24 protein-coding genes are annotated in these 20530 nt (G+C 62.9%); 16 read left to right on the top strand and 8 right to left on the bottom strand.

The genetic code is table 11. The annotated features are described in order from the left end of the window. Nucleotides 1–54: 54 nt before the first annotated feature. From trpA to AC0L2X_RS13015, 3 genes are read right to left on the bottom strand one after another with little or no spacing between them, the layout of a single operon-like run. Nucleotides 55–894, bottom strand: coding sequence for a tryptophan synthase subunit alpha (trpA, locus tag AC0L2X_RS13005; protein ID WP_352490448.1), 840 nt, complete (start codon nt 892–894; stop codon nt 55–57). Between the two features lie 2 nt (nt 895–896). After that, nucleotides 897–2147, bottom strand: coding sequence for a tryptophan synthase subunit beta (gene trpB, locus AC0L2X_RS13010; protein ID WP_473599880.1), 1251 nt, complete (start codon nt 2145–2147; stop codon nt 897–899). Nucleotides 2148–2180: 33 nt separating this feature from the next. Further along, entirely contained in the window at nt 2181–2840 is a 660-nt protein-coding gene (locus tag AC0L2X_RS13015; RefSeq protein WP_473599933.1) for a phosphoribosylanthranilate isomerase, read from the bottom strand. A 166-nt stretch (nt 2841–3006) separates the two neighbouring features. On the opposite strand from AC0L2X_RS13015, the gene AC0L2X_RS13020 reads away from it, so the two are divergent. After that, nucleotides 3007–3225 carry a hypothetical protein gene (locus tag AC0L2X_RS13020; protein ID WP_352464644.1) on the top strand — a complete coding sequence of 73 codons (219 nt, stop codon included), beginning with the start codon at nt 3007–3009 and terminating at the stop codon, nt 3223–3225. 8 nt (nt 3226–3233) lie between these two features. Here AC0L2X_RS13020 and AC0L2X_RS13025 read toward each other — a convergent pair whose 3' ends face one another. The 4 genes from AC0L2X_RS13025 to AC0L2X_RS13040 all read right to left on the bottom strand — a co-directional run bounded on the left by AC0L2X_RS13025 (nt 3234) and on the right by AC0L2X_RS13040 (nt 6600). After that, nucleotides 3234–3992, bottom strand: a complete 759-nt coding sequence (locus AC0L2X_RS13025) for a M48 family metallopeptidase (RefSeq protein WP_473599881.1) — start codon at nt 3990–3992, stop codon at nt 3234–3236. A gap of 97 nt (nt 3993–4089) precedes the next feature. Then, complete coding sequence (locus AC0L2X_RS13030; protein WP_473599882.1) at nt 4090–4566, bottom strand: DUF2852 domain-containing protein; 477 nt, start codon at nt 4564–4566, stop codon at nt 4090–4092. Nucleotides 4567–4682: 116 nt separating this feature from the next. Beyond that, nucleotides 4683–5825, bottom strand: a complete 1143-nt coding sequence (locus AC0L2X_RS13035) for a benzoate/H(+) symporter BenE family transporter (RefSeq protein WP_473599883.1) — start codon at nt 5823–5825, stop codon at nt 4683–4685. Between the two features lie 4 nt (nt 5826–5829). After that, complete coding sequence (locus AC0L2X_RS13040) at nt 5830–6600, bottom strand: alpha/beta hydrolase (protein WP_473557143.1); 771 nt, start codon at nt 6598–6600, stop codon at nt 5830–5832. Nucleotides 6601–6790: 190 nt separating this feature from the next. Here AC0L2X_RS13040 and AC0L2X_RS13045 point away from each other — a divergent pair, with 190 nt between their 5' ends. The 11 genes from AC0L2X_RS13045 (at nt 6791) to AC0L2X_RS13095 (ending at nt 15607) form a co-directional block, all read left to right on the top strand. After that, entirely contained in the window at nt 6791–7066 is a 276-nt protein-coding gene (locus AC0L2X_RS13045; RefSeq protein WP_352490442.1) for a type II toxin-antitoxin system TacA family antitoxin, read from the top strand. A gap of 5 nt (nt 7067–7071) precedes the next feature. Then, nucleotides 7072–7575, top strand: a complete 504-nt coding sequence (locus AC0L2X_RS13050) for a GNAT family N-acetyltransferase (protein ID WP_473599884.1) — start codon at nt 7072–7074, stop codon at nt 7573–7575. Between the two features lie 176 nt (nt 7576–7751). Further along, complete coding sequence (gene infC / locus AC0L2X_RS13055; RefSeq protein ID WP_023677573.1) at nt 7752–8288, top strand: translation initiation factor IF-3; 537 nt, start codon at nt 7752–7754, stop codon at nt 8286–8288. A 227-nt stretch (nt 8289–8515) separates the two neighbouring features. Beyond that, a complete protein-coding gene (locus tag AC0L2X_RS13060; protein WP_352490440.1) occupies nt 8516–9157 on the top strand; it encodes a methyltransferase family protein in 642 nt (213 codons plus the stop codon). A 482-nt stretch (nt 9158–9639) separates the two neighbouring features. After that, the gene (gene rpmI, locus AC0L2X_RS13065; protein ID WP_006201248.1) at nt 9640–9843 is read left to right on the top strand and encodes a 50S ribosomal protein L35; all 204 of its coding nucleotides are present in this window, start codon (nt 9640–9642) and stop codon (nt 9841–9843) included. A 38-nt stretch (nt 9844–9881) separates the two neighbouring features. After that, on the top strand, nt 9882–10283 hold the full coding sequence (gene rplT, locus AC0L2X_RS13070; RefSeq protein ID WP_006201247.1) for a 50S ribosomal protein L20: 402 nt from the start codon (nt 9882–9884) through the stop codon (nt 10281–10283). Nucleotides 10284–10379: 96 nt separating this feature from the next. Continuing rightward, a complete protein-coding gene (pheS, locus tag AC0L2X_RS13075; protein ID WP_473599885.1) occupies nt 10380–11465 on the top strand; it encodes a phenylalanine--tRNA ligase subunit alpha in 1086 nt (361 codons plus the stop codon). A gap of 106 nt (nt 11466–11571) precedes the next feature. Beyond that, nucleotides 11572–13980 (top strand): phenylalanine--tRNA ligase subunit beta, encoded by a 2409-nt coding sequence (gene pheT / locus AC0L2X_RS13080; RefSeq protein WP_473599886.1) that lies wholly within the window; start codon nt 11572–11574, stop codon nt 13978–13980. A 10-nt stretch (nt 13981–13990) separates the two neighbouring features. Further along, nucleotides 13991–14584 (top strand): prolyl hydroxylase family protein, encoded by a 594-nt coding sequence (locus AC0L2X_RS13085; protein ID WP_473599887.1) that lies wholly within the window; start codon nt 13991–13993, stop codon nt 14582–14584. Between the two features lie 28 nt (nt 14585–14612). Beyond that, nucleotides 14613–14957, top strand: a complete 345-nt coding sequence (locus AC0L2X_RS13090; RefSeq protein WP_352490436.1) for a hypothetical protein — start codon at nt 14613–14615, stop codon at nt 14955–14957. A 47-nt stretch (nt 14958–15004) separates the two neighbouring features. After that, nucleotides 15005–15607 carry a nucleotidyltransferase family protein gene (locus AC0L2X_RS13095; RefSeq protein WP_352490435.1) on the top strand — a complete coding sequence of 201 codons (603 nt, stop codon included), beginning with the start codon at nt 15005–15007 and terminating at the stop codon, nt 15605–15607. Nucleotides 15608–15876: 269 nt separating this feature from the next. Here the strand turns inward: AC0L2X_RS13095 and AC0L2X_RS13100 are convergent, their stop codons facing one another. After that, nucleotides 15877–16872: an aldo/keto reductase gene (locus tag AC0L2X_RS13100; RefSeq protein WP_352490434.1), complete on the bottom strand. Its 996-nt coding sequence runs from the start codon at nt 16870–16872 to the stop codon at nt 15877–15879. Between the two features lie 105 nt (nt 16873–16977). Here AC0L2X_RS13100 and AC0L2X_RS13105 point away from each other — a divergent pair, with 105 nt between their 5' ends. From AC0L2X_RS13105 to AC0L2X_RS13120, 4 genes are all read left to right on the top strand, one after another. Next, nucleotides 16978–17868, top strand: a complete 891-nt coding sequence (locus AC0L2X_RS13105) for a LysR family transcriptional regulator (protein WP_352490433.1) — start codon at nt 16978–16980, stop codon at nt 17866–17868. A gap of 155 nt (nt 17869–18023) precedes the next feature. Continuing rightward, nucleotides 18024–18602, top strand: a complete 579-nt coding sequence (locus AC0L2X_RS13110; RefSeq protein WP_352464620.1) for a cytochrome b — start codon at nt 18024–18026, stop codon at nt 18600–18602. Between the two features lie 68 nt (nt 18603–18670). Next, complete coding sequence (locus AC0L2X_RS13115; RefSeq protein ID WP_473599888.1) at nt 18671–19246, top strand: YceI family protein; 576 nt, start codon at nt 18671–18673, stop codon at nt 19244–19246. A 262-nt stretch (nt 19247–19508) separates the two neighbouring features. Further along, nucleotides 19509–20495: a Gfo/Idh/MocA family protein gene (locus tag AC0L2X_RS13120; protein ID WP_352490432.1), complete on the top strand. Its 987-nt coding sequence runs from the start codon at nt 19509–19511 to the stop codon at nt 20493–20495. Nucleotides 20496–20530 lie beyond the last annotated feature (35 nt).

The raw sequence follows: 20530 nt of genomic DNA on the forward strand, positions 1-20530 counted from the left end.
CGAAAAGTGGAAACCGGTTTTCGGCAAAGATCATGGCCAACCAGAAGATCAAGATTATTCGGCGGCAGCAAGGCGAGCCGCGCGAACCCCTTGCGAAAGCCCGCTGACCAGCGTGGCGACGGCCTCGGCCGGATCGGCGGTCTTTTCGCCCCTCGGCCCGAGCACGTTGGCGACGGCATTGACGATTGCGGTGCCGACGACGACGCCGTCGGCCGACGCACCGATGATGCGCGCCTGCTCGGCGGTCTTGACGCCGAAGCCGACGCAGACCGGCAGGTCGGTATGGCTCTTGATGCGCTTGACCGCTGCCGCCACCTTGCCGGTGTCGGCCAGCGCCGAACCGGTGATACCGGTCATCGACACATAATAGACGAAGCCGGAGGTGTTCTGCAGCACCTTGGGCAGGCGCTTGTCGTCGGTGGTCGGCGTCGCCAGCCGGATGAAATTGATGCCGGCCTTGAGTGCCGGGATACAAAGTTCCTCGTCCATCTCAGGCGGCAGGTCGACGACGATCAGCCCGTCTATGCCGCTGGCCAGCGCATCGCTCAGGAAGCGCTCGACGCCGTAGATGTAGATCGGATTGTAATAGCCCATCAAGACGATCGGCGTTTCACTGTCGCCGGCGCGGAATTCCGAGGCCATCTTCAACGTCTTGACCAGGGTCTGGCCGCCCTTCAGCGCCCGCAGGCCGGCCGCCTGGATCGCCGGGCCGTCGGCCATTGGATCGGAAAACGGCATGCCGAGCTCGATGATGTCGCTGCCGGCGCCGGGCAGCGCCTTCATGATCGACAGGGACGTGTCGTAGTCGGGGTCGCCGCCCATGAAATAGGTGACGAGTGCCGGGCGCCCCTCGGCCTTCAGCTTTGCCATGCGGCGGTCGATACGGGTGGCCATGATCAGATCTCCATGCCCAGCATATTGGCCACCGTATGCACGTCCTTGTCGCCGCGGCCGGACAGGTTGACGATGACGATCTGGTCCTTGTCCATATCAGGCACGATCTTCACCGCCTGTGCGATGGCATGGGCCGATTCAAGCGCAGGAATGATGCCCTCGACGCGTGTCGTCAACTGAAACGCCTCCAGCGCCTCGCTGTCCAGGATCGGCACATAGTCGACGCGGCCGGAATCGCGCAGCCACGAGTGCTCCGGCCCGACGCCGGGATAGTCGAGGCCGGCCGAGATCGAGTGGCCGTCCATGATCTGGCCGTCGGCGTTCTGCAGGAGGTAGGTACGGTTGCCGTGCAGCACACCGGGCGCGCCGGCACTCATCGAGGCGCAATGCTCGATGCCGTCGAGGCCGCGGCCGCCGGCTTCGACGCCGATGATGTGCACCTCACTGTCGTCGAGGAAGGGATGGAACAGGCCGATAGCGTTGGAACCGCCGCCGACACAAGCGATGATGGTGTCCGGCAGCCTGCTTTCCTGCTCGAGGATCTGGGCACGCGCCTCGGTGCCGATCACCGACTGGAAGTCGCGCACCAGCTCCGGATAGGGGTGCGGGCCGGCGGCGGTGCCGATCAGGTAGTAGGTATCCTCGACGTTGGTCACCCAGTCGCGCAGCGCCTCGTTCATGGCGTCCTTCAGCGTGCCGTGGCCGGCGGTCACCGGCCGCACCTCGGCGCCCAGAAGCTTCATGCGAAAGACGTTGGGGCTTTGCCGGGCGACGTCGGTCGCGCCCATATAGACGATACAAGGAAGCCCGAAGCGCGCCGCCACCGTGGCGGAAGCGACGCCATGCTGGCCGGCACCGGTCTCGGCGATGATCCGCGTCTTGCCCATGCGCTTGGCGAGCAGGATCTGGCCGAGGCAGTTGTTGATCTTGTGCGAGCCGGTGTGGTTCAGGTCCTCGCGCTTGAAATAGACTTTTGCGCCGCCCCCGAGACCCTTAGCCGCGGAAACCTCGCGAAGATGCCGGGTCAGGCCTTCAGCGAAATAGAGCTTCGACGGCCTGCCGGCATAATGCGTCGAGAGATCGGTCAGTTCGGCCTTGAAATCCGGGTCGTTCTTGACTTCGTTCCAGTGCCGTTCCAGCTCGAGGATCAGCGGCATCAGCGTTTCGGCAACGAAACGACCGCCAAAAATGCCGAACATGCCCTGCTCGTCGGGGCCGGTGCGGAAGGAATTCGGTATCGCCGGCTTGTCCATCGCCGATCTCCTGGTCTGTGGTTTTAAGCGTGCTCAGGCGGCGCGGTTGTCGCGTGCTGCCCCGGCGGCCCGGAAAAATTGTTCGATCAGCGCCGGTTCCTTGATGCCCGGCGCGCTCTCCACGCCCGAGGAAACATCTATTCCGGGCGGGTTCGCCAGCCGAAGGGCGTCGCCGATATTGCCGGCATTGAGCCCACCGGAAAGCATGTAATCGACGCCGGCGTCAAGGCCGGCCAGAACGCGCCAATCGAAGGCAAGGCCGTTGCCGCCCGGCAATTCCGAACCCTTAGGCGGCTTGGCGTCGAACAGGAAACGGTCGGCAATGCCGATGAAGGGTTTGACCCGCTCGAGATCGGCAGCCTCGCCGACCGGCAGTGCCTTCATCACCGGCAAGCCGTAGCGCGCCTTCACCTCGGCCACCCGCTCGGGCGTTTCGACGCCGTGAAGCTGCAGCATATCGGGCTGCATCTTTTCGACGATCTCGTCCAGGAACGCCTCGCTGGCGTCGACCGTCACCGCAACAGCCTTGGCCTTGCCGCGCGCCGCTTCGCGCAGGCGGCCGGCTTCCGCCGGCTCGACATAGCGCGGGCTTTTGGCAAAGAAAATGAAGCCGACATGGCTGGCGCCGCCGGCCAATGCCGCAGCCAGAGCCTTGTCGGTCTTCAACCCGCATATCTTGATGTCGAGCGCCATGGCGCGGGATTGGCACGAAACGGCCAAAGAGTCGAGAAAAAGCATCCTGTTTGCCGCCAGCGCGGAACGCGCTACCTTGCTAATGTAAGAGCGGAACGCGCCACCTTGCTAATATAAGAGCGCAACGCGCTACTTGCTCAGGCACAAAGGCGGGAGAACAAAGACCATGCCGGAAAAGACCGTCGCGGAACTCAGGCACAAGCTGGCGCAAGCCCATGAGGTCATCGCTCATTTGATGGACAAGGCCGCTTTCAACGGCGCCGAGGCGCACCGGGCGCTGGCCTATTTCAGCAACGACACCTTCGAGCAGGATTTCCTGCCCTGGCCGCGCCATGTCGATGAGGGGTTGCGGCCGGAGGAGTTGAACGCGGCGAATGACGATTGATCGGACAACTACTCGAACATGATCGCCTGCAGCGCGCCGCCATTGCGCTTGAGCCAGTCCTTGCAGCGCTCGGTGTCCGGGCAAAGCTGCTCGCATAATTTCCAGAATTTCGGGCCGTGGTTCATCTCCTTGAGATGCGCCACCTCATGCGCGACGAGGTAGTTTATCACCGGCCGCGGCGCCATCATGATGCGCCAGGAAAACGACAGATTGCCCTCCGACGTGCACGATCCCCATCGGCTCGACGTATCCTTGAAGCGGATCGCCTTGGCGCGCTTGCCGACCGCAGCACTGTGCTTGGTCACCAGCGCTTCGATCTCGCGCTTGGCTTCGCGCTTGAGGAAATCGGCGATGCGGCGCGGCAGATGCACGCGTTCGCCATGCACGATCATCAGCGGCCCGCGCTCGTCGCGCGACAGCGTGACGGTGCCGCGTTTCGACGGTTCATGGACGATGCGATGCGGCACGCCACGCACCGGTATCTTGATGCCGGGCCGCACCTGCGGCCGATTGGGCACTTTGGCCAGCCTTTGCTCCAGCCAGTCCTGATGGCGGTCGAGGAATTTTTCGACCTCGCCGCGGCGCAGCCCCGGCGGCACGGTGATGCGCAGGCCGCGCCCCCCGGAATCGATGCGCAGCGTCAGGCGCCGCGCCCGGTCGTTCTCGACGATCTTGAGCGGCAGCGTGCGGCCGGCAACGCAATGCTCGCGCTCCACGACGGGCGTGGGCTTGGGTTTCGTCGGAGTGCGAAAGAAGCCAAAGGACATTCCGGGACGATACGTGATTCGAGGGAAACGACTAGAACAAAAAAGAAACGGCGCCGCTGACGCGACGCCGTTGGATTATCTATCTGCGCACGGGACCTTACTCGTCGAGCAGGCCCGGCGCGGACTTGCCGCTGGGTTTGTTGTTCGTCGTCGATCCGGTCGTGGGCGACGTCGACTTGTTGCGGTTGGCCATGAAGCGGTCGAACTCTTCCTGGTCCTTGGCGCGGCGCAATTCACGGGCATATTCGTCGAACTCGCTCAGCATCTCGTCGAGCTTGCGGCGTTCCTCGGCAAGCCGCTCGAGCTCCTTTTCGCGCCAATCGTCGAAAGCGACGTTGCCGGTGCGGGCGGAGCCATGACCCCAGCGCGCGGCCTTATCGGAACCGCGGCGGCAGCCGGCGAAGATGCCGTCGGTGGCGCGGTTGACGTCACGCTTGAAGCCGTCGAGCCTGTCGCCCCAGATGATGTAGGCGAGCATGGCTAAGCCGAGCGGCCAGAACACCATGAACCCGATCACCATCAACGCGATGGTCGCCGGCGTCCAGGCCGGACGGATCAATGCAGATGTGTTCATTTCTCCCAATCCTTCAGTTGGAGACAGCCAAATCCGGCTGCGTGGAATCGAAATGGGATGGAGAAAACGGCGATTCAAGACAGCAACCGCCAAAACCGGACAAGCGGCTGAAATGATTATCGCTTTTTGACCTTTTCGAGGAAAAGCACGACCAATCCCGCAATCAGCCCCCAGAACGCCGCGCCGACGCCGAACAGCGTCAGCCCCGATGCGGTGACGGCGAAGGTGACGGTGGCGGCCATCCGCTCGTCCTCGTCTTTCAAGGCGATCGACAGCGCATTGGCGAGCGGTGCCATTAGCGCCAGGCCGGCGACCAGCGCGATCAGGCTCTGCGGCAATACGGCGAAGATCGCCACCAGAGATGCGCCGAACAGGGCAAAGACGAGATAGGCCAGCGCGTAGAACGGACCGGTCTTCCAGCGCTCGGCCGGATCGGGATGCACATCAGGCCCGGTGCAGATCGCCGCGGAGATCGCCGCCAGATTGGTGGTCGAGGCGCCGAACGGCGCCGTCAGCAGCGAAAACAGGCCGGTGACGCCGATCAGCGGCCCGGGTTCGGGATGATAGCCGGCTGCCCTCAGCACGGCGAGGCCGGACAAGTTCTGCGAGGCCATGGTGACGAGGTAGAGCGGCAAGGCGAGGCCGATGATCGCGGTGGCGCTGAACTGCGGCATCACCAGCGTCAAGCTCGAAAGTTCCGGTGCCGGCAGACCGCCGACCCGGCCGGTGAGAAAGGCGGCGAGACCGCCGCCGATCAGCACCAGCAGCACCGACAGCGCCGGGTTGAACAGGCGGATGGCGAAGAACGCCGCAACCAGCGGCAGGATCAGCCAGGGGTCGACGGGGACGGTTTTCACCGCATTGATGGCGAAGGTGACGACGATGCCGGCCAGCATTCCGGATGCGACCGAAGCCGGTATTCTGGCGGTCAGCTTGGTCAACGGCCTGAACAGGCCTGTCGTGATCAGCAGGACCGCGGTGACGATGAAGGCGCCAACCGCCTCGCCCATCGAAAAGCCGGTCGATGCGGCGATCAGCGCGACGCCTGGCGTCGACCAGGCGGTGATGACCGGCATTTTCGTACGCCACGACAGCCACAGGCTCTCGACCGCCATCGCCAGGCAAAGCGCCGTCACCCAGCTTGCGGTCTCGACCTGCGTTGCGCCGACCGCCTTGGCGGCGGCAATGACGATGGCCAGCGTACCGCCGAAGCCGACGATCGCCGCCACGCAGGCGGACACCGGAATGGAAATGCGCATGTCTCTATCCCGCCTGCCGCACCATCGCGTCCACCGCCCGCACCAGCATGTCGAGATCCTGCGGCCGCGACAGGCGGTGGTCGCCGTCGGGGATGAGCGACAACGTGACATCGTCGGCCGGCAGCAGGCTGACCAGCTTCAGCGCATGGCTCGACGGCACGTCGGGATCGGCCAAGCCTTGCAGGATATGGACCGGACAGTGCGTGTCGATCGGCCCGGTCATCACCCGGTTGTTGCGGCCGTCCTCGATCAGTGCGCGCGTGTAGATGTACGGTTCGGCGGAATAGTCCGACGGCTCCTCGAAAAAGCCCTTGTTCCTGAGGTCGCGCTTCTGCGCCCCGGTCAGCACCGGCTCCACCAGTTCGAACGTGAAATCGGGCGCCGGCGCCAGCAGCACAAGGCCGGCGACACTGTTCTCGCCCGACTTGCGCAACTCCTGCACCATGCGCAGCGCGATCCACGCGCCCATCGACGAGCCGACCACGATTTGCCTGCCCTGGGTGAAGCGGCGGAAAACCGCCAGGCTCTCGCCCAGCCATTTCGAGATGGTGCCCTCGGCAAAGGCGCCACTCGATTCGCCATGGCCGGAATAATCGTGGCGCAGAAAGGCGCGGCCTTCTTTGCGCGTCCATTCCGACAGGGTTTCGGCCTTGGTGCCCAGCATGTCGGATTTGTAGCCGCCAAGCCAGACGATGCCGGGCTCGGCACCTGCCGCATGCCTGACGGCGATGCTCGTCCCGTCGACGTCCAGGAAGATCGGGGTGGTGGCGCTCATGATGTATTCCCTCACGCCGGTCTTTTGGCACAGCAAGGCATTCAACGAAAAGTGCTCTGCGGTGTCTTTAGCTTGGTGCAACGGCGCTGATTTGCCTTCGCGTTCCCATTGACACGGCGTCGCTTGCTTAATGTATTGCGTATCGCGTTACAGAGCCCTATATGTCTTTAACCGTCCAGGAAGCCGCGCAATGTCCGCCCTGTCACCGAGAAAAGAGACGCCCGTATCGATGCGGTTCCGCAACGATGATCTTGCGATCATAGATCGTGGCGCAGACCTGCTTGGCCTTTCGAGAACGGAATTCATGCGACGCGCAGCAATTCAGGAGGCGCAAACCGCCATCCTGAACGAAACCGTCATCCGACTCTCCCCAGACGCTTTTCAGGACTTCGTGCAGGCGATCAGTGCGCCGCCTGCTCCCATTCCACCCAAGGTCGCCGAGCGCCTGCGACGCAAGAGCAGCTGAATCGGGTGGCGCTGTCTGGTGTCGAACTCCTCTCGGACAGACATCGCTTGGAAGGGTTCGAATGCGGCAAGCCCGCACTTGACCATTGGCTGGCGAACTTCGCCCGTTCGAATCACGCGCGTGGCTTTACGCTGGTCCTTGTAGTTCACGATGCTGGTCAGGTGATCGGCTACTACGGCTTGGCTCCGACTGTGATCGAGCCCAATACCGCTCCACGTGCCATCCGAACGAGGCGCCCGCCGGATCCAATTCCCTGTTTGCTAATCGGCCAGCTTGCCGTAGACCGCCGCCATGTCGGCCGGGGGATAGGCTCGGCGCTTGTGAAGGACGCCTTGCAACGGTGTATCGCCGGCGCGGCTATCGTCGCAGGCCGCGCCGTCATTGTTCGCGCCATTGATCGTGAGGCCGAGACATTCTGGCAAAGCTGGGGATTCATCCCGGCGCGCGATAACCCTTCGGTTCTGATGCGCTCGCTTGACGATATCCGAGCCTGGCTCTCCGGCTACTGACCATCGTTCATGCGTAGCTCGGTTTGTTTGCCGCTTTGGGTTTTGCTCTTCTCATCGAGCAGGTGATTTCCTGAGAATGCTGTGCTATTGACTCCGACCGCGCGCTCACCACATTGCGCGTTCGCAATTCTGAACTGAAGAACCCCTTAACGAAACGGCTCAAGGAGACCACGACCATTCGCAGACCTTTCAAAGCAGCGGCGCCCACCAAGGAAGGCCCGCGCTCCAACCGTGATATCCGGGTTCCCCGGGTCCAGCTAATCGACGCCGAAGGCCAGAACCGCGGCGATGTCTCCATCAACGACGCATTGCTGCTCGCCGAAGAGGCTGGGCTCGATCTGGTCGAGATATCGCCCAATGCAGTGCCGCCCGTCGTAAAGATCCTCGATCTCGGCAAGCTGAAATACGCCAACCAGAAGAAGGCGGCCGAAGCGCGCAAGAACCAGAAGGTCATCGAGATCAAGGAGATCAAGATGCGCCCGAACATCGACAGCCACGACTACGAGACCAAGATGAAGGCCGTCCGGCGCTTTTTCGAGGAAGGCGACAAGGTCAAGCTGACGCTGCGCTTCCGCGGTCGCGAGATGGCGCATATGGAACTCGGCATGCAGCTTCTGAACAAGGTTCGCGAGGAAGTGGCGCCCATCGCCAAGGTCGAAGCCGAACCGAAACTCGAAGGCCGCCAGATGATGATGGTGCTGGCGCCCCGCTAAGCGCGTTGCGCTTTAGTTCTGTTTTGTGGATGTCGTTGTCCCAAAACCGCTGCGCACCCTCGGGTCAAGCCCGTGGGCAGGCTTTTTGGGCGACGTGCATAAAATCCGCCTGAATCATGTTGCAAGGCGTCCCGGCGATCGGCGGGGCGCCTGTTTTCTTGGCCAGACGCTGCGATCGCCGGCGAGAGCAAAGACGCTCTGGTTCCCTCGACGATCGGATTCCCGACATGGTCAATGACGTCAAGCATTCGGAAGCCAAATATGGGCTGGGCAGCTACCAGCACACACGCAGGATGGTGCTTGGCGTCGTCGTCGTCGTCCTGTTCGCGATACTTTTGTTCGGGCAGTCGGTTTTTCCGCCCGATACGCCTGTGCATGAAACGATCGAAATGGTCGGCGTCGTGCTGATCTTTCTCGGCATCGTCGGGCGCTTGTGGTCGACGCTCTATATTGGCGGACGCAAATCTTCCGAAGTGGTGACCGGCGGACCTTATTCGATCACCCGCAACCCGCTCTATGTCTTCTCAACTTTAGCTGCCGCCGGTGTCGGCGCACAGATCGGCTCCTTCACCGCCACGATCGGCTTTGGAGCGCTCTGCGCGGGTGCCTTTTACATCGTTATCCTGCGCGAGGAGAAATTCCTCAAGGAGGTTCTCGGCGCGCCATACCAGGCCTACCTGGCGAAAGTGCCGCGCTTTTTTCCGAAGCTGTCGCTGTATCAGGAAGGCGACACCGGCGGCTTCAAGCCGCGCCTGCTGCGAACCACGCTGCTGGACGGTCTGGTCTTCCTGGTTGCCTTGCCGGCTTTCGAACTGATCGACGGCGCCCAGCAGTCCGGCATATTGCCGGTGCTGTTCCGTTTCCCCTGATCCCTGCCCGACGAATGAAAGAGTGCTGCACCTCAGAGCAATCGCTTCAGCAAAAAAATGTCCTGATTATCGATGTCGGTGCCGCCCCTCATTGCCCTGCCGGGCATTTCTCCCCGTATAGTAACGGGGAGAAAGGGCTGGCGCGGGCTTTTTGGCCCTTTTCTGCAACGCTGGTGATTGGCGAAATCATCGACGAGAGCGCCCCTCTCCCCGTCACTAAACGGGGAGAGGATGCCGGCAGGCAGGTGAGGGGCAGCGCCAACGGAACAGGTCCGGGGCGCGGACTGCACTCAACCCGAAGCGACCGCCCTGCGTCACATTCCCATGGGTGTTGCGCGCGCCCCCGCTTTGACGTATAGGACCGCCGTTCCCAAAAAACCGCCCGGCAGGGCATGCCGTGGCGGTTTCATTTGCTTTTCGGGCTTTGGTCGGCCTGAAGCGAACAAAAAGCGCGTTGGTGCGCATATAAACGGAGTAGCAAAATGCCCAAGATGAAGACCAAATCGGCCGCCAAGAAGCGGTTCAAGATCACAGGTACGGGTAAAGTTCTGTCGGCTGCGGCCGGCAAGCGTCACGGCATGATCAAGCGTTCCAACAAGTTCATTCGAAATGCCCGCGGCACGATGGTTCTGGCTGAACCGGATGGCAAGAAGGTCATCAAGAATTTTCTGCCGAACGGCCTCTAGGGCATTCGGTCTGGACAGCGTTTTAAGGAGATCATGACATGGCACGCGTAAAGAGAGGCGTCACCTCGCACGCCAAGCACAAGAAGGTCCTGAAAGCCGCCAAGGGTTTTTATGGCCGTCGCAAGAACACCATCCGCATCGCCAAGCAGGCGGTGGAAAAGTCGCTGCAGTACGCCTATCGCGACCGCAAGAACCGCAAGCGTTCGTTCCGCGCGCTGTGGATCCAGCGCATCAATGCGGCGACGCATGAGCATGGCCTGACCTACGGCCGCTTCATCGACGGTCTCAACAAGGCCGGCATCGAGATCGACCGCAAGATCCTGTCGGACATGGCCATCCACGAGCCGCAGGCCTTCGCGGCCCTTGTGGCCAAGGCCAAGGTTGCGCTCGAATACCTGAAGAATACCACGCCGAATGCTTTTGAAAGCGCTGTCGCTTAAGACCAGCGCTTCCCAAGCTATTCGACACTTGATTTGGGAAACCCGCGCTGGCAGGGCTGGCGCGGGTTTTTCTTTGCTTCCAATCGGATCTGGAACATGAGTGACATGGAAACTCTCGAAAATTCCCTGATGGTCGAAATTGCCTCGGCCGCCGACGAGCAGGCGATCGAGGCGGTGCGTGTCTCGGCCCTCGGCAAGAAGGGCTCGGTTTCCGAGATGCTGAAGACGCTCGGCTCGATGAGCGCGGAGGAGCGACAGGTCAAAGGCCCGGCAATCAACGGCCTCAAGAACCGCGTCACCGAGGCGCTTTCGGCGCGCCGCGCCGAGCTGAAAGATGTGGCGATCACGGCACGGCTTGCCGCCGAGAAGGTCGACGTCAGCTTGCCGGTCAGGCAATCGCCGGCCGAGCGCGGCCGCATCCATCCGATCAGCCAGGTCATCGACGAGATCGCGGCGATCTTCGGCGATCTCGGCTTTGCCATCGCCGAAGGTCCGGACATCGAGACCGACTATTACAATTTCACCTCGCTGAACTTCCCGGAAGGCCACCCGGCGCGCGAGATGCACGACACCTTCTTCTTCCAGCCGGACGCGCAGGGCGAACGCAAGCTTTTGCGCACCCACACCTCGCCGGTGCAGATCCGCACCATGGAGATGCAGAAGCCGCCGATCCGCATCGTCATTCCTGGCAAGACCTACCGGCAGGATTCCGATGCCACCCACTCGCCGATGTTCCATCAGGTCGAGGGATTGGTGATCGACAAATCGGCTAATGTCGCCAACATGAAATGGGTGCTGGAGGAGTTCTGCAAGGCCTTCTTCGAGGTGCCGAGCGTCAAGATGCGCTTCCGGCCGTCCTTCTTCCCGTTCACCGAGCCCAGCCTCGAGGTCGACATCCAGTGCGACCGTTCGCGGCCCGGCGAGGTGCGCTTCGGCGAGGGCTCGGACTGGATGGAAATCCTCGGCAGCGGCATGGTCCACCCCAATGTGCTCCGTTACGGCGGCCTCGATCCCGACGAATACCAGGGCTTTGCCTGGGGCATGGGCATCGACCGCATCGCCATGCTGAAATACGGCATGCCGGATCTGCGCGCCTTCTTCGACGCCGATGTCCGCTGGCTGTCGCATTACGGTTTTAGGCCGCTCGACATGCCGACGCTGTTCGGGGGCTTGAGCGCGTGACGAGCGGGCCGCAGCAAATCTCCGGGCAACTCGCCTTCCTGCACATGTCCGACGCGCGGCCGCATAGCTTCAAGTGCAGCGTGCCCAGACCAGACGGAACACAGTCATGAAACTCACCCTCTCCTGGCTCAAGGATCACCTCGAGACCGACGCTTCGCTGGCCGAAATCGTCGAGCGTCTCACCTCTATCGGCCTCGAGGTCGAGCATGTCGACGACCGGGCGAGCCTGGCCCCCTTCGTCATCGCCAAGGTGGTGACGGCGGTGCAGCACCCAGACGCCGACCGGCTGCGCGTGCTGACCGTCGACACAGGCGACGGCAAGCCGCCTGTGCAGGTTGTGTGTGGAGCGCCGAACGCCCGCGCCGGCCTGATCGGCGCCTTTGCAGCACCGGGCACCTATATCCCCGGCATCGACGTGACGCTGACCGTCGGCAAGATCCGCGGCGTTGAAAGCCACGGCATGATGTGCTCCGAGCGCGAGCTCGAACTGTCCGAGGAGCATGACGGCATCATAGACCTGCCGGCCGATGCGCCGGTCGGCACCAGTTTCGCCGCCTATGCCCATCTCGACGATCCGGTGATCGAGATCAATCTGACGCCGAACCGGCCGGATGCCACCAGTGTCCATGGCATCGCCCGCGATCTGGCGGCGAGCGGGCTCGGCACGCTGAAGAGCGCGCCGATAGAGCCGATCCCCGGCAAGGGCGAGACGCCGGTAAAGGTGACGATCGAAGCGCCGGAGCTCTGTCCCGGCTTTGCGCTGCGCCTGGTGCGCGGCGTCAAGAACGGACCGTCGCCGAAATGGCTGCAGCAAAGGCTTCTCGCCATCGGCTTGAGGCCGATCAGCGCGCTCGTCGACATCACCAATTACGTCACCTTCGACCGCGGCCGGCCGCTGCATGTTTTTGACGCTGCGAAGGTCACCGGCAATCTCGCCGTGCGCCGGGCGCGTGACGGCGAAAAGGTGCTGGCGCTCGACGGCCGCGAATACACGCTGACGCCGGAGATGTGCGTGATCGCCGATCAGGACGGCATCGAATCGATTGCCGGCATCATGGGCGGCGAGCATTCCGGCTGCGACGAGAACACCATCGACGTGCTGATCGAGTCCGCGCTTTGGGACCCGATCGCCACCGCCCGCACCGGCCGCACGCTCGGCATCATCACCGATGCACGCTATCGGTTCGAGCGCGGCGTCGACCCGGAAATGATGGTTCCCGGCCTGGAGCTGGCGACGAAGCTGGTGCTCGATTTCTGCGGTGGCACACCGGCGCAAACCGAGGTCGTCGGCTATGCCGGCCATCGGCCGAAGATCGTCTCGTTCCCATTGTCGGAAGTGAAGCGGCTGACCGGTATCGAAGTGCTGCGCTCGACGAGCCTCGACATTCTAGCCCGCCTCGGCTTCAAGCCGGAGGGCGCCGGCGACGTCGTCAATGTGGTGGTCCCGTCCTGGCGGCCGGATGTCGACGGCAAGGCCGACCTGGTCGAGGAGGTCATGCGCATCCACGGCGTCGACAACATCGCGCCCCAGCCGCTTGGTTCACACGATGCGGTCAACGCCAAGATCCTGACTGTGCTGCAGATCCGCACCCGCGCCGCCAAGCGGGCGCTTGCCGTGCGCGGCATGATGGAGGCCGTCACCTGGTCGTTCATTCCGGCAAAACACGCCGAATTGTTCGGCGGCGGCCAGCAGGCGCTGAAGCTTGCCAACCCGATCGCCGCCGATATGTCGGACATGCGGCCGTCGCTGCTGCCGGGGCTGATTGCGGCCGCGCAGCGTAATGCCGACAAGGGCATCGGCGATGTTGCGCTGTTCGAAGTGTCAGGCACTTACGAGGGCGACGGCGCCGACCAGCAGCGGCGCGTTGCCGCCGGCGTGCGGCGCGGCACCGCCAAGCTCGAGGGCTCCGGCCGCCATTGGGCCGGCAATGCCGGCGCCGTGGGCGTCTTCGACGCCAAGGCCGACGCGATCGCCGCACTCGAAGCCTGCGGCGCGCCGGTCGAGCGGCTGCAGATCGAGGCCGGCGGCCCGGCCTGGTATCATCCCGGCCGCTCCGGCACGATCAAGCTTGGGCCGAAGGTCGTGCTTGGCACATTCGGCGAATTCCACCCGAAGACGCTGGAAGGGCTTGACGTCTCCGGCCCGCTCTGCGGCTTCGAAGTGTTCATCGATGCCGTGCCCGAGCCGAAGGCCAAGCCGACGCGGACAAAGCCGAGGCTCGATCTGTCCGCCTTCCAGGCGGTCAAGCGCGATTTCGCCTTCGTCGTCGACAAGGCGGTCGAAGCCGGCACACTCGTTCGCGCCGCCCTTGCCGCCGACAGGAAGTTGATTTCCGGGGTCTCGGTGTTCGACGTTTTCGAAGGTGCCGCACTTGGGGCGGCGAAGAAATCGATCGCCATCGAGGTGTCGATCCAGCCGGTCGAAAAGACGCTGACCGACGAGGATTTCGAGGCGCTGGCCAAGCGCATCGTCGAGAATGTCGGCAAGCAGACCGGCGGTGTGCTCAGAACCTAGAACGGGTGCGATGATGGTTCACACCAGCAAACTCTCCATCACCTGGCTGGCAACTCACATCGGGACGATCGACGGCTTCCTGGATGACCAGGAATGCGCCGATCTGATCGCTGACAGTGAACGGCGCGGTTTCGAGGCGGCCAAGGTGAACAGCTCCGGCGGCGCCACCGTCCTGAAGGAGCTTCGCAATAACGACCGGGTTGTCTTCGATGACGAGGACCTTGCGGATTTGCTCTTCGCACGGGCGCGGCCTCTGCTCTATCGTGGTCTCGGCGACTGGCGCTTGACCGGGCTGAATGAGCGTTTCCGTTTCTATCGCTATGGGCCGGGCCAGAAGTTCGATTGGCACCATGACGGCTATTTCGAGCGCCACGCCTTGGAGCGCAGTCAGTTCACGTTCATGATTTATCTATCGGATGGATTTGAAGGGGGAGGAACCTCGTTTCGCGGCGAGATGCCGGGCTATGCCGGTAGCAGTCTTCTGGTGAAGCCGAACAAAGGAATGGCACTAGCGTTCTACCATCCGATCGAGCATCGCGGCGACGAGGTGCTGTCGGGACGCAAGTACGTCATCCGAACGGACGTGATGTACAAGCGCCAATGAAACGCTGTCCGTTCTGCCGCTGAGCTAGATGCACCTGACTCCGCTGGAAGTGTTTTTCGTCCAGGAGTTCTGCCGTTCCACCGGCATTTCTCCTGACATGATGAGTGGGCTGAAAGTCAAAGAACGCAGCCGCGATCCTGTAGGATTCATGACCAGAGTCACTGCCTCATCGGTTGCTCCGGAATTGCGATGTGAGAGTCGGGTGTTCAGTTCGCCCAAAGTAGCGCATGTCGGCCCCGACTGGCTTCCTTGCGGCATGGTTTTGTTCTTCGACAAGGTTACAGGAAGGCTCGCCGCCATCGAGGGCTTTGCATATGGCGAAGAGTGGCCTTCAAACGAAGAACCGTTCTTCTGGGCAGAGCCTGACGAATAATGAACTGATGGATTGCGCAGGCATCGCGAATCGCCTTCCAAGAGCCGATGGACCATCTGCGCTATTCCGGGCTCTCCTTCGAAACTCAGCGCACGGCGTTTCTCGACATCGTCTCGAAAGACGCCCTGATCCATGAAGCGCTGGTTCGCGCACGCGGTCTCGAACTCCCCGACTGGCTGGTCGTGTCCGGCGCGCTTTACAACAGCGCATGGAACCATCTGACCGGAAAGCCTTCGGGGTACGGCATCCGGGATGTCGACCTGTTCTATTTTGACGAGAGCGATCTGTCCTACGAGGCCGAGGACAGGGTGATCGCCCGCGCCGCGCCGGCCTTCGCCGATCTGCCCCGGCCGGTCGAGATCCGCAACCAGGCGCGGGTGCATCTGTGGTATCCGGTCAAGTTCGGGCAGGAATGCCCGCGTTATACGAGCGCTAGCGAAGCGCTCAGCTATTTTGCGTCGAAGACGCATGCAGTCGGCGTACGCTACGATGCCGAGGGGCGCCTCGATCTGGTGGCACCATTCGGACTCGACGACATTTTTTCATTTCGCATCACGCCGAATAGGGTGCTGGATAATCAGCGGACGCATGAGATGAAGGGCAGGCGGGCACAGGAGAACTGGCCGGAGATCAGTGTCGTGCCTTGGTAGAATGTCGGCGCGAGGCACCCCCCTCTGCCCTGCCGGGCATCTCCCCCGCAAGGGGGGAGATTGGGCAGTTCCAGCGCCCTGCCCGCCCTCCCGGCGCCGGTGATTGGCGAAAGCCGAGGCGACATCCGATCTCCCCCCTTGAGGGGGAGATGTCCGGCAGGACAGAGGGGGGTGCCTCGCGCCAATTTCTCGCAATTATTTTGCACCGCTGCGGCGCTCGAAAACCGGGCGCCGAATCGCCTCGTTTCGATTGCGCTGTCGGTTACCGTTCACCCATTGACCAACGCCAGCAGCTCTTCAGTATAGCGCTTGCCGACCACCTTCTCCGGCGACAGGGCGTCGCCAATAGATGCCACTTCGGCCTGGCTCAGCACGATATCGGCTGCCGCCGTATTCTGCTCCAGATGGCGGATTTTTCGCGCACCAGGGATCGGCACAATGAAGTCGCCCTGATGCAGCACCCAGGCGAGCGCCAGCTGCGCCGGCGTCACGCCCTTCTCGGCGGCCATCTTTTCCAGCACGGCGACGACCGCCGCATTGGCCGCCATGGCGTCGGCCTGGAAGCGCGGCAACCCGCGGCGCCAGTCGTCGGCGCCGAGAACATCGGGCTTGGCGATCGTGCCGGTGAGCAGGCCGCGGCCGAGCGGGCTATAGGGGACAAAGCCGATGCCGAGCTCGCGGCAGACGGCAAACACTTCTTCTTCCGGATCGCGGGTCCACAGCGAATACTCGCTCTGCACGGCGGCGATCGGATGCACGGCATGCGCCCGGCGGATGGTAGCCGCACTCGCCTCCGACAGGCCGAGCGCCCGCACCTTGCCCTCGCGCACCAGCTCGGCCATGGCGCCGACCGTATCCTCGATCGGCACGTTGGGGTCGACGCGGTGCTGATAGTAGAGGTCGATCACTTCGGTATCCAGCCGCTTCAGCGACGCTTCGGCCACGGCCTTGACATGCTCCGGGCGGCTATCGACACCGGCCATGCGCTCCATGCCGCTGCCTTCTTCGAGGATCTTGAAGCCGAATTTGGTTGCGATCGTCACCTTGTCACGCACCGGCTTCAGCGCCTTGCCGACCAGGATCTCGTTCTCGTAGGGGCCATAGACTTCGGCCGTGTCGAAGAAGTTGACGCCGATGTCGACGGCATGGCGCAGCGTGGCGATCGCGTCTGCCTCCGGCTGGCCGCCATAGGCAAAGCTCATCCCCATGCAGCCGAGGCCGACCGGGTAGACGTCGAGTTCATTGCCAAGCTTGCGGGTTTGCATCACCTGTCTCCTTGTTGTGATGGTTGTGATGCCGCAGAGATAGCGTCTTGCGCTGCGTTCGATAATCGGCTCCCATTTGCACGGGCTGTTCCAAGAAATAGATCAATGAAGCGAACCTATCTTTCACAGCTTGCGGTACTGGCAACGGTCGCCCAATGCGGCAGTTTTCGCGGCGCCGCCAAGGAGCTGGCAATCGCGCCATCGGCGGTCAGCCACGCGGTGTCCAGCCTCGAAGCCCGCCTCGGCGTTCGCCTGCTGGCACGCAGCACGCGCAGCGTCGCGCCGACCGAGGAGGGCGCGCAATTGCTCGAGCGCCTCAGGCCGGCGCTGTCGGAGATCGACCTGGCGCTGGAATCGGCGATCGAGGCGCGCGACCGGCCGGCCGGCAATCTGAGGCTCAACGTGCCGCGCACCGCGGCCCATCTGACGCTGACGCCTCGACTCGGCGCCTTTGCCGCGGCCTATCCGGACATCGTGCTGGAGATCGTCATCGAGGACCGCTTCACCGATGTCGTCGAAGGCGGCTTCGACGCCGGCGTGCGGCTGGGCGAGAGCCTGCAGCGCGACATGATCGCCGTGCGTATCGGGCCGAACCTCCGCGGCGCCGTGGTCGGCGCGCCATCCTATTTCGAGACCAGGCCCAGGCCGATCCATCCGCACGATCTTGCCGGCCACCGCTGCATCCGTTTCCGCTTCTCCAGCGGCATTCTCTACCGCTGGGAATTCGAGAAAAACGGCGAAGAGATCGAGATAGCGGTGCAAGGGCCGCTGATCCTCGACGAGGACCATCTGATTGCCAATGCCGCGGTTGACGGCGCCGGGCTCGCCTTCGTGTTCGAGGACTATGTCCGCGACGCGCTCGCCGCCGGGAAGCTCGTTCGCGTGCTGGAGGACTGGTGCCCGCCCTTCGACGGCTTCTTCGTCTATTACCCCAGCCGCCGCCAGATGCGGCCGGCACTCAGGGCCTTTGCCGATTTCTTCGGGGTGAGTACATAGGGGCACCGTCGGAACGGCGGCGGGCAATCTCTTCAGGCTGAATGCTCATCTCACGGCCGTTGCGGCGCCGGCGCCGGCAATTATTCGTCTCCAAACACAAGTGGAACCGCCTTTCTGGCCTGGAAGAAACCCGACCTGGCATTCGTTCACCGACCATGTCTGCACTGCCCAAAAACCAAACGGCCGGCTACGGCTGGACGGCGATCATCCTTCACTGGCTGATCGCGGCGATCTTTATCGGCCAGTTCGTGCTCGGCTTCGTCATGGTGCGGCTGTCCAGCCAGCGCACCGCATTCGAACTGATCCAGCTGCATAAATCCTTCGGCTTCCTGCTGCTTGGGCTGGTCATCCTGCGCATCGCCTGGCGCCTAGGCAGACCGGCCCCGCCGCTGCCGCGCTCGGTCGGGCCGTTCGAGCGCCGGATGGCGCCGCTGGTCCATCTCGCGCTTTATGCGTTTCAGCTCGCTCTGCCGTTGTCCGGCTGGGCGCTGGTCTCGGTCTCGGTGCTGGAGATCCCGAGCGTGCCGTTCAATCTGTTTGTCATGCCCAATCTGCCGCTTGGCGTATCGGACATGGCAGAAAGCTTCTGGGCAGCGACGCACTGGTATCTCGCCTATGCCGGCATCGGACTTGTCGCTTTGCATCTCGCCGCGGCGCTGCGCCACCATTTCTGGCTGAGGGATACCGTGCTGACGCGCATGATCACGGCTTCGTCAGATCGCGACACGGAATAGAGCGGACGGCTCATTCGTTGATGGGGCGAGGACGCAAGAAAGCGTTGCCTACCAAGAGGACCATTTCCATGTACGCGCGCATCTTCGGATTTGCGGCCGCCGCCGCTTGTTTTGCCATACCTGTCTTCGCTGCCGTTGCCCTTGGCGACGCGGCCGGCAGCTACACGATCAGCCCGGGGAGTTCCAGCATCCACTTCTCCATCGGCAAGCTCGGCGGCGGGGGCCTCGACGGCGCTTTCTCCCGCTTCAAGGGCAGTATCCTCATTGACAACAGCGATGTCGGCCGGTCCCAGGTCAATTTCACCATCTTTCCCGAAAGCGTCGGTACCGGCCAACGCCGCATCGATGCCTTTCTCCGCTCGGACGCGGTTTTCGACGCGGCCAACAACCCGGAGATCCAGTTCCGCTCGACCAGCGTCAAACGCACCGGCGACACGTCGGCGCTTGTCACCGGCCGGCTGACGGCGCGCGGCAAGACCTTTCAGGAAAAGTTCACGGCCGAGCTTGGCGGCCTCAAGGCGGGCACGATAAAATTCCACGTCACCGGCAAGGTGCTGCGGTCGCGCTACGGCATGGATGTCGGCACACCGATCTATTCTAACGTCGTCGACTTCGACATGACGCTGACGGGTAGAAGGGGATAGTTTCATCTTCGCGATTGGCAGAGACACGTCTCGCATCGTCATCCTGGGGCGGAGCAAGGAGCGAAGCGACGCGGCGCAGACCCCAGGATCCATGCCGTAACGTCAAGGCGTTGCAGCGGTTCAGAATTCTGTTTCGTCGCATTCCTCGGCGACTGTCATGGCATGGATCGTCAGGTCAAGCCCGAGGATGACGAAGGCGCTGATTGGCTTTTCTCCTGAATTAGGGCAAACCTCCAGGCCTGCAATCGAGAGGAGAAAACTGATGTTCCGATGGGGTGTTTTGTCGACGGCCAAGATCGGCCGCGAGCAGCTTTTGCCGGCAATCGTCGAGGCGGAGAACGGCGTGCTGTCGGCGATTGCCAGCCGTGATCTGTCGAAAGCCCGGGCGCTTGGCGAACGCTTCGGTGCGCGCCACGCTTTCGGCTCCTATGAGGAACTGCTCGCCTCCAGCGACATCGACGGCGTCTACATTCCGCTGCCGACCTCGCAGCATGTCGAATGGACGGCCAAGGCGATCGAGGCCGGCAAGCATGTTCTGGTCGAAAAGCCGCTGGCGCTCGATGCCAAGGACATTCCGCCGCTGATCAAGCTGCGCGATGCCAGGAAGGTGCTGGTCTGCGAAGCCTTCATGGTCGTCTACCATCCGCAATGGATCAAGGTGCGCGAGCTGATCGCCAACGGCGCCATCGGCCGGCTGCGCCATGTCCAGGGCGCGTTCTCCTATTACAATGTCGATCCCAACAACATGCGCAACAAGCTCGATCTCGGCGGCGGCGCGCTGCCGGACATCGGTGTCTATCCGACGGTATCGACGCGCTTTTCGACCGGCAAGGAGCCGCTGCGCGTCCAGGCGACGATCGAGCGCGACAAGACATTCGGCACCGACATCTATTCCTCGATCCGAGCCGATTTCGGCGATTTCGAGCTGTCCTTCTACCTGTCGACGCAGATGGCGGCGCGGCAGGTGATGGTGTTCCACGGCGAGAAGGGCTTCATCGAAGTGTTCTCACCGTTCAACGCCGGGCTCTACGACCATCACCGCGTCGAGCTGCACAACCAGAACCACAGCGAGGCGCAGGTGTTCCGCTTTCCCGGCACGCAACAGTACCGGCTCGAGGTCGAGGCCTTCGCGCGGGCGGCGCAGGGCGGCAAGGACCGCGTCTTCACCCTGGAAGAATCGGTGCTCAACCAGAAGGTCATCGATGCCATCTTCCGCGCCGGCGAGAAGGAAGGCTGGGAGGCCGTCTAGGCCGGCCATGATCCCAAAAATGGGGACCGGTTTTT

It is taken from the genome of Mesorhizobium sp. WSM4828, assembly GCF_055811175.1.

What these genes read in the sequence shown, in the direction of transcription:
- AC0L2X_RS13060 (WP_352490440.1), top strand. Translation starts at nt 8,516, where the DNA reads ATGGTCAATGACGTCAAGCATTCGGAAGCCAAATATGGGCTGGGCAGC.
- trpA (WP_352490448.1), bottom strand. Translation starts at nt 894, where the DNA reads ATGGCCACCCGTATCGACCGCCGCATGGCAAAGCTGAAGGCCGAGGGG.
- AC0L2X_RS13045 (WP_352490442.1), top strand. Translation starts at nt 6,791, where the DNA reads ATGTCCGCCCTGTCACCGAGAAAAGAGACGCCCGTATCGATGCGGTTC.
- AC0L2X_RS13015 (WP_473599933.1), bottom strand. Translation starts at nt 2,840, where the DNA reads ATGGCGCTCGACATCAAGATATGCGGGTTGAAGACCGACAAGGCTCTG.
- AC0L2X_RS13120 (WP_352490432.1), top strand. Translation starts at nt 19,509, where the DNA reads ATGTTCCGATGGGGTGTTTTGTCGACGGCCAAGATCGGCCGCGAGCAG.
- rpmI (WP_006201248.1), top strand. Translation starts at nt 9,640, where the DNA reads ATGCCCAAGATGAAGACCAAATCGGCCGCCAAGAAGCGGTTCAAGATC.
- AC0L2X_RS13020 (WP_352464644.1), top strand. Translation starts at nt 3,007, where the DNA reads ATGCCGGAAAAGACCGTCGCGGAACTCAGGCACAAGCTGGCGCAAGCC.
- AC0L2X_RS13040 (WP_473557143.1), bottom strand. Translation starts at nt 6,600, where the DNA reads ATGAGCGCCACCACCCCGATCTTCCTGGACGTCGACGGGACGAGCATC.
- AC0L2X_RS13030 (WP_473599882.1), bottom strand. Translation starts at nt 4,566, where the DNA reads ATGAACACATCTGCATTGATCCGTCCGGCCTGGACGCCGGCGACCATC.
- AC0L2X_RS13090 (WP_352490436.1), top strand. Translation starts at nt 14,613, where the DNA reads ATGCACCTGACTCCGCTGGAAGTGTTTTTCGTCCAGGAGTTCTGCCGT.
- AC0L2X_RS13105 (WP_352490433.1), top strand. Translation starts at nt 16,978, where the DNA reads ATGAAGCGAACCTATCTTTCACAGCTTGCGGTACTGGCAACGGTCGCC.
- AC0L2X_RS13110 (WP_352464620.1), top strand. Translation starts at nt 18,024, where the DNA reads ATGTCTGCACTGCCCAAAAACCAAACGGCCGGCTACGGCTGGACGGCG.
- AC0L2X_RS13035 (WP_473599883.1), bottom strand. Translation starts at nt 5,825, where the DNA reads ATGCGCATTTCCATTCCGGTGTCCGCCTGCGTGGCGGCGATCGTCGGC.
- pheT (WP_473599886.1), top strand. Translation starts at nt 11,572, where the DNA reads ATGAAACTCACCCTCTCCTGGCTCAAGGATCACCTCGAGACCGACGCT.
- AC0L2X_RS13115 (WP_473599888.1), top strand. Translation starts at nt 18,671, where the DNA reads ATGTACGCGCGCATCTTCGGATTTGCGGCCGCCGCCGCTTGTTTTGCC.
- pheS (WP_473599885.1), top strand. Translation starts at nt 10,380, where the DNA reads ATGAGTGACATGGAAACTCTCGAAAATTCCCTGATGGTCGAAATTGCC.
- rplT (WP_006201247.1), top strand. Translation starts at nt 9,882, where the DNA reads ATGGCACGCGTAAAGAGAGGCGTCACCTCGCACGCCAAGCACAAGAAG.
- AC0L2X_RS13100 (WP_352490434.1), bottom strand. Translation starts at nt 16,872, where the DNA reads ATGCAAACCCGCAAGCTTGGCAATGAACTCGACGTCTACCCGGTCGGC.
- AC0L2X_RS13025 (WP_473599881.1), bottom strand. Translation starts at nt 3,992, where the DNA reads ATGTCCTTTGGCTTCTTTCGCACTCCGACGAAACCCAAGCCCACGCCC.
- AC0L2X_RS13095 (WP_352490435.1), top strand. Translation starts at nt 15,005, where the DNA reads ATGGACCATCTGCGCTATTCCGGGCTCTCCTTCGAAACTCAGCGCACG.
- AC0L2X_RS13085 (WP_473599887.1), top strand. Translation starts at nt 13,991, where the DNA reads ATGATGGTTCACACCAGCAAACTCTCCATCACCTGGCTGGCAACTCAC.
- trpB (WP_473599880.1), bottom strand. Translation starts at nt 2,147, where the DNA reads ATGGACAAGCCGGCGATACCGAATTCCTTCCGCACCGGCCCCGACGAG.